Source organism: Bacillus sp. SM2101 (assembly GCF_018588585.1).
GTDB lineage: Bacteria > Bacillota > Bacilli > Bacillales > SM2101 > Nanhaiella > Nanhaiella sioensis.
The window spans coordinates 155849-168252 of record NZ_JAEUFG010000007.1; the positions used below are offsets into that span (position 1 = coordinate 155849).

Consider the following 12404-nt stretch of genomic DNA (forward strand, 5'->3'; position numbering starts at 1 on the left):
GGCGTAGCTCAACGAGGAATAATTAATTCGGTTTAACGATAGCCAAAATATGTTATGAAATCCTTATTAATTATTACTCGTTCTCTGACAATTGTATAGAGTTGAGTGGACAAACCTATGCGAAAGCCAATATTCCCATCTGCTTGGAATATAGTTACCGTACAGACTAAACTCCCTTTATTTGACATCTACAAGAGGTACGATGGCAAGTAACATTTAGGGATACAAAAGGCTAGCTCCATTGTCGAACTTAGAGGCTTCATCCCATGCGTTAGCTGAGCAGTGAGAAGTACCGCATTGTCAATCAATCTTCATCCCTCACATCTATATCCTCTGGGATAGGTTCTTGAAGTATCTCATCTATTAGTTGCTTATATTTTTCTATTTGTTCCATATGTGTCGTAAACTGATCTTTATTAACTAAATACTGATCACCATCAAATACAGCCCGAATTTTTTTATGTAGTATTAAATCTTCAATAGCTGCTTCAGATATGGATAAATAATCTGCAAGTTCCTTTATTGTGAGATACATTGTTATCAATTCCTTTTAATTGGCTGTTATAGCATATTTTTATTGTAACTGGATCTACTTTCAATAATTCAGTGCCTGCGCTCAACACCACTATTATACTATTCAAATACTAACAAATTTTACGAAAAAAACCTTATTTTTTCACATTCATTTTCCAATGACTAAATATACCACTAACCTACGTATATCTACACATGATTTTGATGGAAAGAACCAGGTAAGTTTATCTTACCTGATTCCATATTATTAATCAGTATGAATCGTTTTTAGTAATAGCTTCTTTAATAATGGGAATAGTACATCAGATAACTCTTCAAGATTTTCTACAACGATACTGAACTTCCCATATATATTCTCGAAGGTACTCCTTTGACCTTCACTAATTTCTCCATTTGCCAGAAAAATGTTAATCACTTCTATATTGTTTTTTCTTGCGTATAGAACAGCTTCATGCGTGTCAACTATACCATTTTGATCGTAGCCAAAGGCCGCTGGCTCACCATCTGAAAAAACAAGTAAAAACTTTTGATTTTCTATTCTTTGTAGTAGCTGCTTAGTAATATACCGTATAGCAAAGCCGTCACGATTGTCTTCTTGCGCTTGAAGCTGCATTATTTCAAAACCACTCGTTTTTCTTAAAGAAGATTGAAAATCGATGACTGTTTGAAAATAGTTCGGCTGATTAGTTTCTGTAGCGTCCGCTGTGTCTTCCCAAAAACCTACAATTTGGTGTGGAATGAAAAGAGTCTTCAACGTTTCATGAAACAATGTTATCCCACTCTTTGTGTGATCCATCTTATCAAACATTGATGCGGAACAATCAACTAATAATGAAAAAACAGCGTCCAATTGTGTAGAAGGATTCGTTTTTTTATAAAACATTCGTGGACGATCATCAGTTAATAGCTTAGTTAGTTTTCGATTCAAGCGGCCAAAATGCAAATCATTTTTTGGCAAAATCTTTTTTGCTTCAACAGTTTTTTTAATTGTTTGTGTTAGCTTTTTTTGGTAGGGTGTTACTAAAGTTTTATAGTCTCTATATAAAGCTATATCATTTGCTGAAGGACTCAGAATATCCACTTGATGAGCGACAGCATACCTATTTTCTTTACCATACGGGGAATCCCCTCCAACGTTTTTCTCCTCGTGATCCCCTTCCATTAATTCCATTTGCGAAAAATCACTTTGAGAGCTTTGCTGCGAGCTACCTTGCACGATACCCATCGCTTGGTCTCCACTTTCACCTTTCCTTACACCTTGTCCGATAAGATCTGTCTTTGTTCCTTGCTCTAGATCAAATTGCAAAAAGCTCTTTGTTGTCGTTTCTGTTTCTCGATGCCATGTCGGGAGTGCATCTTCATGCTTGTCTTCATCATCGTGATTTTTTGTCAACATGTCGTCATTCTTCAATTTATCTTTACGTTTTAAGTCACTGAATGTTTGCCCATTATCAATTTCTAGCAACACCGTTTCTGGCAACAAGAAGTAAATGTTTAACATATCAGCTGTTAATACTTCATCCAAAACTTCTATGATTGTCCAACATATTTTTGTAGTATCTTCAGTATTTGATGCTTCATATATATTTGGCAGCTCTCTTTGAAGAAACGGAATGATTAAATCCACGCTCTGATTAATAGTTGGAATTTCTTCTAACGGTGACTCGGATGTAATGAGTAAATAAATTGCATTAAATAGTGCATCTGTATATACGCTTTTTACAATATTGACTTTAAGTTGATCTTCAAAATACTTTCTATAAACTTCTCTTCTTTTGACAAATGCCTTTTTCGTACCTGGTCTTTGTCGGATACAAATTCCTTCTAAACGTATATCCTCAAGAAGCATAAATAATTGCTTTGCAAAGCTTGTAAGATTTGCAGATTTTATCTTCCTGACAAAAGCTTTATATTCCAGCATATTAGTATGGTTTATATTACCAATACAACGTAAATATACTTCACTCTTTAACCCAGCTATCATTTCTTTACGCTCTCGAAGATCCCAAAAATGACTAACATATGCTTTTTGTTGAATGACATCGTAATATGAACGAAAGCCAAACTCTACCTCGACCTCTTCGTTTTTTGTGAGTGCTTTAGCAAGGTCAGATAACTCCATAAATAAGAAAGAATCAATCTTTTTATCGTTAAATTGTATCGGCTTCATTAATAGTTCCTCATTCAAATAGAGTTTCGACTATATTTTTTACCGCAGACTTTTCTCTTTCATCTTCGAGCTTATCAATAATACCTCGTTGAACAGCCCTTTCAGGAGGTAAGTGAACTGCTAAGTCACATGTATCAATAAGTGCACGTATTGAAGCAGCCTCTTCAGATATGTTCCCTTGTTTCACATGTGTAATTAAATCAGCAGATAGAGTGACAAACGATTTAATTAGCTTTTCATCTGATAACATTGATTGCTCTTTAAGAACATTCTCTAAACTATTACCTTGAATATACGGTACCTCAATAACAATAAACCTATTTTTTAATGCCTCATTTAAAGGAACTGTCCCTACATAGCCTTCATTAATTGCAGCAATGACTCCAAATCCTTCTTCAGCTTGAACTACTTCACTAGTAAATGGATTTGTAATCATCTTTCTATAATCTAAGACACCATTTAAAATAGGTAATGTTTCTGGCTTTGCCATGTTAATTTCATCTATATATAAGAGGTGCCCTTTTTGCATCGCGTTTATTACTGGACCAGGAATAAAATCGATTGTCGGTCTATCATTGACGTCACTAATCGTTTTATATCCAAGTAAAGCTTCGGCATCTAAATCAACCGAACAGTTAACGCTATGCATCGGCTGCTGAAACAAGCTAGATAAGGTGTCAGCTAGTTTCGTTTTACCTGATCCTGTTGGTCCTTTAAGCAACACATTTTTTCCTAAAGATAGTGCAACGATGGCATCAAATAAAATATTTGTATTGTCGCTCGTATAACCACCTTTTCCAATTAGGAAACTGTCCTCTTGTTGATACTTATTATTGGTTCTACTTTTCAGTATATTACTTATTTGACTAGGCAATTGTATCGTATTTATGTTAGCTTTCATGCTGTAGTTACAAACCCTTCTATTATTTTTATGGCTCTTTTCGATAACTTTGTTGCTAATGGAATGAAAAATAGCAAGGTAAAGTTTATAGAGGAAGAGATTCTTCGAAATTCTATTTGTGCGTTAAATTGAAAAGTATATGCTCATTCAGCCTACTTTTAAAAAAATATTACTTAATGTATTGTATAAAGAATAATAGTAAGTTGGCAAGATGTGTGCTCATTGATAAATAATTATCTGCAAGTATATAAGGAAGATACTGAGGAATCTACGTTATATTGACGAATTTACTTATTTAACTACAATTATTATACATTATTGTTACTTATATTTGTGTTAGGTAAAAGTGCTTTGCATGCATGATGTTAGTACTAGATACTATTTTATTAATATTACTTATTGGCTTAACCATATTTCATTATAATAAAACAAAAAAACTGATCCAAATCTCTGATACATTAGTATATCCTACGCCAAAAGACCTGCAACAACACGGCATGTTAGTCGACGGCATGATCATTACAAATCACTCCTTTGCATCCAAACAATAGAAAATAATCAAATGAACTACTTTTAGCATGACACTAATACTAACTACTGTTTTGGTTTTGGGTTATATAAAGAATAAAAGTATGATTGAGACTTTCCCGAACCTCTTTTTATTAACTATTCTCGTTACTTGGACGGGTGACAGAAGTATATTTGCAGTATTGCAAGAAGGAATGCTAGTAAAAGGCAAAGTGTATAAATGGGAGCAATTTAACTGCTTCAATGTTCCAAGAATGAGTAGGTGGCATGAATACGCTGGAATCCATGACAGGAAAGCTTCACATCATCCATCCTTCCAAAAAAATAAGAACAGTCAGTATAGTAATTGACAATGTTAATTTTTGTTTACTAAATGCTGATTTGAAGGAAACAGATGATACTAATTCATGTAAATCTCAGTGGTTGCAAAGGTTAACTACGTTATTAATAATATATAATAAAAATCAAACAATCATTTTTTCCTTATACTAATTAAAGCTAGCCTTTGGGATAGGCTAGCTTAATTTTTTCTTATTGCTGTTTTCGCATTGGTCTTTTTCTCGAATTAAGAAATAAACACATTCGCAACTAGAGTTGGGGAGATCTATTTGACATCTATTCTTCTGTAATCAATGATATATATAACTAATTTGTTAACAAGAACAAAATTTTAGAAAGGCCCTCCTAGATAAAACATTCAATGACTATAAAGGTAAATTTCGACGTTTAAAAACGAATACTGCTAAAATAAACATGATTACGCCAATACTCAATAGAATAAGAGATGAAGAGAATACATCTCCTTCACCAATAGCAATCTGACTCGGTTCATACAGCGAGAACAAAGTGATATTTCTCAACCAGTCTAAGTCAGTGCTTATTTTCCCTGCCATATCTAACCCATAAAAGAGAAAAGTCAATCCACCGGCAAGACCAAATGCTAGTTTCTCATCGTTCAGCAGGGCAGAAATAAGGAAAGAGTAGCCTCCAACGGCGAAAAACAATAATAATCCAACTATATTGATCTTAAAAAATACGTTGGTTCCAATTGCATATTGGTCATCAATAAGCCATTCTCCTCCAATAACACCACCGATGAATGTTAAAAAAACAATGATTATTAATCCACTAACTAATACTGCTATTTGTGTAATTACGACTGAACTACGTGTGACTTTGGTTGAAAGTAAATACGCCATTGAGCCTCTGTCAACTAGTTTTGCAATTAGTTGCACAGCTGTCATCACACTAAATACTCCTAAAATAATAGGAAAAAACAAACCAAAATACTCTACAGAAATAAATTCGCTATAAGTCCCGAAAGACTCAAGTCCAAATGCTTGTTTTAGAGCATCTGGATATATTTCTAACATATCATTTATTTGCTCAGCGTTGTCAGCAATAAATGGATATAAGGAAGTCATTAGAATAACATAGAGAGCTGACCCTACTCCGAAGCTTAAAAACCCCTTAACATTCGATTTGATCATTTGTTTATATAGTGGTGCATTCACTTTATCCCCTCCTTTGAATCATAGTAATTCATAAAAATTTCCTCAAGGCTTTGGTTGCTTACACTCATATTGGTAATATCGTAATTACCTAATTCTTTAATTAAATCATTATAATTCCCTTGAATGACAACCCGAGCTACTCCATTTTTTATTACTTCTACCGTAAGCCCGGAAGCTGTTAATCTTTCAATATCATTTTCATTTGCAAAAGTAATTTCAAAGATTTTTCTTTGCATAGATTGGAGTTGATGTATATCTTTTACTGTAATGATTCGACCATCCTTAATGATTGCTGCTCGATCACAAGTCCTTTCGATTTCTGCAAAGCTATGTGAAGACATTAAAAACGTTTTTCCCTTTGCCTTTTCTTCTAGCACAATATCAATAAATATTTTTTGCATTAAAGGGTCTAAACCTGATGTCGGTTCATCTAGAATTAAGATTTCTGGATCATGCATAAATGTGACAACAATACCTATCTTTTGTTTCATTCCTTTTGACATTTTTCTAATAGGTGTTTTAGGATCAAATTGTAGTCGCTCAATTAACTCATCACGCTTTCTAAAGTCTTTAATTTCTTGCATGCCCGCCATCATATTAATAAATTCCATCCCACTCATACCTTCTAAAAATGAAATTTCTCCAGGTAAATAACCTACGTAGCTACGTGCCTTGCCTTGATCTTCCCAGCAATTTACGCCATTTATTGAGGAAAAGCCTCGTTGTGGTTTCATAAACCCCATTAAATGCCGTATAGTAGTAGATTTACCAGCACCATTCGGGCCTAAGAAACCGAAAACCTCTCCTTTATGGACTTCAAATGATACATCAAATATCCCTTTGTCATTGGAAAATTGTTGAGTCAGGCCGTTGACTTGAATCACTTTGCACTCCTCCTTAAAATTTATGAAATATATGATATATTTCATTACATTAATTTTAAATTTTTAAAATGTTAAAGTCAATGGTATAATGAAATATATTAATTGAAATATTTCATAATATTACGTGAGATAAAAAGGTGATAGTTTAATGAATGGGTTTGAAAAACGAGCACAACGAATCAAAGACAGTATTAAGAATGCCACTTTGGAATTATTGAGTAGTATGGAGCCAAGAGCTATTCGGATTACTGATATAGCTAATAAAGCCGACGTATCACAAGTCTCAATTTATAATCATTTTGGCAGTAAAGAGGAGCTAATCAGAGAGGCGCTAAAATCGTTCTACTTTCAACATCTAGAGGAATACGAAAAACTAATTTCAGAAGGATCGAAGTCATTTAAGGAAACAATAAGTTTCATTCTATTTCAAAAAAGAGGGACCATACAAAAATTCTCTGCAAAAAAATTAAATGAATTATTGCTGCAAGACCCTGAAATGAATAAGTTTGTAAAAGAAATTTATTCAACTAAAGTATTTCCCCTTTTCATAGAAATGATTGAAAAGGCGAAAAGAAACGGTGAAATTGATAATGATATTGCACCATCTTTAGTAATTTTTTATTTGAACATGTTTAGTGAAAAGAGTGAGGAAATGCTCCAGTTGTCAATTTCATATTCAAGTGAAGAGCAATTTATCGAAGATCTTACTAATTTATTTTTCTATGGCATAGCAGGAAGACGATGATCATTGACCACCTTATTCAAGGTGGTCAATACTTTAGTCATTTCGTTTTTGCCGGCTGTGTAGTATTTTGATGTTGTTTGTTGTTTACTTTGTTATTAGGGTTGTTAGGTGCAAGCTCCTCTGCAAATTCGAAATTTGGCAATGGTGACTTAACATTTGCATTATTAGTCATTCTTTCAGCCATGCGTTTCATCTCATCACCTAGCTGTGTCATCGTCTTGTTATTTCTCATCCTTACCATTCCGAGTAAAGCAGGAACGGATAATGCTACTACCGATGCACTCATTGCAACCCAATTATTCCTTCTTCGCTTTCTAAAGCGATTCACCAGTCGTCCAGACCTTTTACCTACGTTAAACATCGTTGACATCCAACGCATATTGTTCATAACAGTTATCCCCCTTCTCTTCAAAAGTAACTTTTTCCGGATTTGTTCTAACCAACAGCATTAACGAAAAAAGCCTTATTAATTTGAAGAAGAGCATGTACACTCATCGTACACATATATTATTTTTTCTTATTGTATGACACAATATTTGTGTTAACATTTTACACAAAGATTTGAATCGTCAGAGGAACAACTAACTTAAATTGTTTCAACACAGGATGATGCTTAATATGTATATATAGCGATATTTTTTCTACTTGAATAGAGTCACATCTTCTCACCATTTTATTCGTAAACTATCGTAATAACGTTTACGAATAGAGCCACCCGATGCCATTTCCGTTATTAGTAAAAATATTCACTAACTTACACCAAAGAATTGATGTAAATAAACAAGTCCATCTACAAATGAAAGGGCAAAACACTAGTTCAGCCTAATTAACATATATCTCAATAATACAAACTGACTATATGCAAAAAAGCATAAGCAATATACTTATGCAAACATCATGAATTCAGGCTAATTTCTCCCTATTTTTAGTGGGCTGGATGAATAGTTCACAAATATCATTTATTCCAACTAGACATATATGCACGATCTTCAATATCTAGCGCATTGCTGACAACCTTTAGTGGTTTAAATGTATCAATCATAACTGCGAGCTCCGCTGTTTCCTTTTTACCTATACTTGCTTCTGTTTTTCCAGGGTGTGGACCGTGAGGAATACCACTTGGATGAAGCGTAATTGAACCTTCTTCAATCCCTTTTCTACTCATAAAATTTCCATCAACATAATATATTACTTCATCGCTGTTAACATTGCTATGATAGTATGGTGCAGGAATCGCTTCTGGATGATAATCATATAATCTTGGCACAAAAGAACAGATGACAAAGTTATGTCCTTCAAACGTTTGATGGACTGGTGGCGGTTGATGGATACGACCCGTAATTGGTTCAAAATCATGTATACTAAACTTCCACGGATATAAATACCCGTCCCAACCAATAACATCTAGCGGATGATGTTGGAAAATATGCTCAGTCATACTTCCTCTAGCTTTAGTTAATACTGAAAAAGCACCTGTTTGATCATACGTTTCTAATTGAGCTGGTCCATGTATATCCCGTTCACAAAATGGACTATGTTCAAGAAGTTGTCCGTATTCGTTACGATATCTACGTGGAGATGTAATTTGACTATTCGTTTCAACGAAGAGAAATGTTTGCATCACTTCTGTATTTGGTACAATCCGATAAATGGTACCAATTGGAATAACTATATAATCTCCTTCTTCATAATAAATACTACCGAATATTGTTTCAATTTTCCCTGAACCATAATGAATGTAAAACAGTTCATCACCATCTCCATTACGGTAATAATGCTTCATTGCTATTTTTGGCTTTACGACTCCGATAAGCAAGTCTTCATTACCTAACAAATATTCGCGACCGAATAAAGCATCACTTGTCGCATTACATTTTTCAGTTCTTAAATGCCGATGCATTAATGACGAATTTTCTTCAAATTTTATTTCAGGATTTGAAAAATGTTTCGTTTCTAAAACTTTCGTTGGCATGTTGTGATGATATAATATTGATTGTGTTCCAGAAAACCCTTTGGTGCCCATTACTTGTTCACGATATAATGTACCATCTTCTTTTTTAAATTGTATATGCCGTTTATTTGGAATTGAGCCCATTTGCCTGTAGTACACAAATATCCCCCTTTACTCTACAATTGTATTTTTTAAGATCCCTAAGCCAGTGATCTCTAGTTCAACTAAATCACCAGGCTCCAACCATCGTTGTTTTTCAGGTCCAAGCTCTAAAATACAACCAGTTCCTACCGTGCCTGAGCCTATAATATCACCAGGATATAGTGTTACATCCTTCGATGCTCTTTCTATCATTTGTGCGAATGAATAATAAATAGTATTAAAATTGCCAACAGATGTCGTGCTGCCATTAACCTTAGCCACCATCTGTAAATCATAAAGATCTCCTATTTTATATTTTTCAAGTTCATCTTTCGTAACAATATAAGGGCCCATTGATGTAGCAAAGTCCTTTCCTTTTGCAGGACCTAAACCTACCTTCATTTCTTTCGCTTGTATATCCCGAGCACTCCAATCATTCATTATTGTGTACCCGAAAATATAATCTTCCGCTTCTATTCGCGAGATATTCGTTCCTTGCTTACCGATAACACATGCAATTTCAAGTTCATAATCAAGACGATTACAATTCTTTGGTTTTTTAATAAGCTCATCAGGTCCAGTGATCGCTTGATGGTTTGAAAAGTAAAAAACTGGCATCTCATACCATTCAGGAATAACTTGAAGCCCCCTCCTACTTCTTGCTGTCTTCACGTGATCTTCGAAGGCATAAAAATCTCGAACACTTGGTGGCTTAGGTAGTGGAGCACAAATATTAACTTCTTCTAGTGCGTAAATAGCATCATTAAACAGATGTACATTATTCTGTAGATTGATATATGAATCATAGTTTTCAATAAAATGTAATAAGTTATGTGGAAGCTTGCCACCACTAACAGCATGCATGTCGACTATTTTTTCTTCATGTACCCATCCGGCTCTCTCAATACCTGCTTCCGTCTTGAAGGTGACATATTTCACTTTTGTCCCTCCTTAGTCATTAAGTTATATTAGCTTTTTATTATTACTGTTAATAACGAATTTCCACTATTAATCAAGACTATTTCTCTTTACTTATATTGTTTCTTGTTAAAATAAATGTGTCGCTATTTGCACGAGTGTACGCATGCCCTGCTAATCTACCGACTGGATTTAACTTACTAGTATTAATTTTTCCATCCTCGTACAAATTGTCTGCAACAGAAACTAATACAACTTTTCCAACAACTAAGCTGCCTGACCCAGGGTGAGAACCGTAATGATGTAATTCATGCAATTTACATTCCAAATGTATTTTACACTCTTGAACTCTTGGTATTTGTACTTTTTGACCAGCTTCTTTGCCAAGACCAGCTATTGTAAACTCATCAACCCCAGATGAATACTCTGTTGCACATTCATTAACTTGTGAAATAATGTCCTCGCTTACAATATTAATGATAAACTCCTTAGTCTTTTCAATATTCCTCAAGGTGTCCTTTTTCCCACAGTCACTTCCTCTAACCATAGGAGCAAAACATATAAGCATAGGATTAGCACTAATACATGTAAAAAAACTGAAGGGGGCAAGATTTGCCCGTCCCTCTTCATCAACTGTAGAAACAAATGCAATTGGACGTGGCAAAACAGACCCAACTAACAACTTATAAGCGTCCTGCCATGAAATATCGCTTGGCTCGATCTGCAAATGCACTCAACTCCTCAAATTACTATTAGTATAATAAGACTCGAAATTTTATGTTTTTCTAGATTAAATACATATGTTAGATAAGACTTATGGGATTTCACCGTTTTTATAAAGTAAAGTGATCACGTTTACTAGCTGAATATACGGTAATTTCCTGGTACAAAAAATAACAATGCATCATTGTGAAAATTGTTCGTTACAAATTCCCGCGTCTTGCTTGTTCGCGTTCAATTGACTCAAACAACGCCTTGAAATTGCCTTCACCAAAGCCCTTGGCACCTTTTCTTTGAATAATTTCAATAAATAATGTTGGACGATCGACTATTGGTTTTGTGAAGATTTGTAATAAATAACCTTCATCATCACGATCTACTAAGATTTTTAACTGTTTCAGCTTCTCAATTTCTTCATCAATTTCCCCAACACGTTCAGATAACATTTCATAATACGAATCTGGTGTCTCAAGAAACTCAATTCCATTTGCTTTTAACGATGAAACAGTTTTTATAATATCTTCCGTTAATAAAGCGATATGCTGCACACCCGCTCCGTTATTAAACTCTAGATATTCTTGAATTTGAGATTTACGCTTCCCTTCTGCAGGCTCATTTATCGGGAATTTAATTCTACCACCATTGGTCATCACTTTTGACATTAGCGCGGAGTATTCTGTGCTTATATCATCATCATCAAAATGAATTAATTGCTTAAAGCCCATTACTTCTTCGTAATAAGTAACCCATTGCTCCATCTCTTCAACGTTTCCTACAACATGATCAACTGCAATTAAACCAGCATCATCATATGGTATATTCATATTAATTTTTTCGAAACCTGGTAAAAAAGTTCCGTTATAATTTGTACGTTCGATTAAACTATGAATTGTGTCACCGTATGTACCGATGACCGCCTTTTTAACTGATCCGTTTTCATCCGATAATATAGTTGGCGGTAAAAGTTCAATGGCTCCACGGCTTACTGCTTCACTGTATGCTTTATCTACATCGTCTACAACTAATGCTACATCCCGTACACCATCGCCATGTTTTTTAACAAAAGAAGATACTCGACTTTCCGATTCTAATGTACCTGTTAAAATATATCGAATATTATTCTGTTGAATAACGTACGAGATCGTTTCTCTATTCCCTGTTTCTAAACCAGAATAAGCTATTGGTTTAAAGCCAAATGTTCTACAAAAATAGTGACATGCCTGCTTCGCATTCCCAACATAAAACTCAATATAGTCTACATCTCTTACTGGAAAAAATTCCTCTTGCTTCTCAACAGTTTCTAACAATTGTTCTTTCATTCACATAAACCTCCTATTTTTCATAAAATAATTAATTTTCTTAATTTTATAATAGTAAAAAAATGGCGTATGACTCAAG

The 12404-nt window shown here is 34.3% G+C and carries 13 protein-coding genes; 3 read left to right on the forward strand and 10 right to left on the reverse strand.

The window, feature by feature from the left end; translation table 11 throughout:
• Positions 1-304: 304 nt before the first annotated feature.
• From JM172_RS08860 to JM172_RS08870, 3 genes are all read right to left on the reverse strand, one after another.
• Positions 305-535, reverse strand: a complete 231-nt coding sequence (locus tag JM172_RS08860) for an excisionase family DNA-binding protein (RefSeq protein ID WP_214481827.1) — start codon at positions 533-535, stop codon at positions 305-307.
• A gap of 246 nt (positions 536-781) precedes the next feature.
• Positions 782-2704: a vWA domain-containing protein gene (locus JM172_RS08865; RefSeq protein ID WP_214481828.1), complete on the reverse strand. Its 1923-nt coding sequence runs from the start codon at positions 2702-2704 to the stop codon at positions 782-784.
• A 10-nt stretch (positions 2705-2714) separates the two neighbouring features.
• A complete protein-coding gene (locus JM172_RS08870) occupies positions 2715-3605 on the reverse strand; it encodes an ATP-binding protein (protein WP_214481829.1) in 891 nt (296 codons plus the stop codon).
• Between the two features lie 362 nt (positions 3606-3967).
• Here JM172_RS08870 and JM172_RS08875 point away from each other — a divergent pair, with 362 nt between their 5' ends.
• Both JM172_RS08875 and JM172_RS08880 read left to right on the forward strand, forming a co-directional pair.
• Positions 3968-4156: a hypothetical protein gene (locus JM172_RS08875; protein WP_214481830.1), complete on the forward strand. Its 189-nt coding sequence runs from the start codon at positions 3968-3970 to the stop codon at positions 4154-4156.
• Between the two features lie 81 nt (positions 4157-4237).
• Positions 4238-4483 (forward strand): hypothetical protein, encoded by a 246-nt coding sequence (locus JM172_RS08880; RefSeq protein ID WP_214481831.1) that lies wholly within the window; start codon positions 4238-4240, stop codon positions 4481-4483.
• A gap of 354 nt (positions 4484-4837) precedes the next feature.
• Here JM172_RS08880 and JM172_RS08885 read toward each other — a convergent pair whose 3' ends face one another.
• Together JM172_RS08885 and JM172_RS08890 are read right to left on the reverse strand one after the other, a co-directional pair.
• A complete protein-coding gene (locus tag JM172_RS08885) occupies positions 4838-5647 on the reverse strand; it encodes an ABC transporter permease subunit (RefSeq protein ID WP_214481832.1) in 810 nt (269 codons plus the stop codon).
• Positions 5644-6531: an ABC transporter ATP-binding protein gene (locus tag JM172_RS08890; RefSeq protein ID WP_214481833.1), complete on the reverse strand. Its 888-nt coding sequence runs from the start codon at positions 6529-6531 to the stop codon at positions 5644-5646. The genes JM172_RS08885 and JM172_RS08890 overlap by 4 nt, the downstream gene beginning before the upstream one ends.
• 148 nt (positions 6532-6679) lie before the next feature.
• On the opposite strand from JM172_RS08890, the gene JM172_RS08895 reads away from it, so the two are divergent.
• A complete protein-coding gene (locus JM172_RS08895; RefSeq protein ID WP_214481834.1) occupies positions 6680-7276 on the forward strand; it encodes a TetR/AcrR family transcriptional regulator in 597 nt (198 codons plus the stop codon).
• 37 nt (positions 7277-7313) lie between these two features.
• Here the strand turns inward: JM172_RS08895 and JM172_RS08900 are convergent, their stop codons facing one another.
• The 5 genes from JM172_RS08900 to hppD all read right to left on the reverse strand — a co-directional run bounded on the left by JM172_RS08900 (position 7314) and on the right by hppD (position 12325).
• Positions 7314-7664 (reverse strand): hypothetical protein, encoded by a 351-nt coding sequence (locus JM172_RS08900; RefSeq protein WP_214481835.1) that lies wholly within the window; start codon positions 7662-7664, stop codon positions 7314-7316.
• 567 nt (positions 7665-8231) lie between these two features.
• Entirely contained in the window at positions 8232-9386 is a 1155-nt protein-coding gene (locus JM172_RS08905) for a homogentisate 1,2-dioxygenase (RefSeq protein ID WP_214481836.1), read from the reverse strand.
• A gap of 12 nt (positions 9387-9398) precedes the next feature.
• Positions 9399-10307: a fumarylacetoacetate hydrolase family protein gene (locus JM172_RS08910; protein ID WP_214481837.1), complete on the reverse strand. Its 909-nt coding sequence runs from the start codon at positions 10305-10307 to the stop codon at positions 9399-9401.
• A 79-nt stretch (positions 10308-10386) separates the two neighbouring features.
• Positions 10387-11013, reverse strand: coding sequence for a flavin reductase family protein (locus JM172_RS08915; RefSeq protein ID WP_214481838.1), 627 nt, complete (start codon positions 11011-11013; stop codon positions 10387-10389).
• 196 nt (positions 11014-11209) lie between these two features.
• Complete coding sequence (hppD, locus tag JM172_RS08920; protein ID WP_214481839.1) at positions 11210-12325, reverse strand: 4-hydroxyphenylpyruvate dioxygenase; 1116 nt, start codon at positions 12323-12325, stop codon at positions 11210-11212.
• Between the last annotated feature and the right edge of the window lie 79 nt (positions 12326-12404).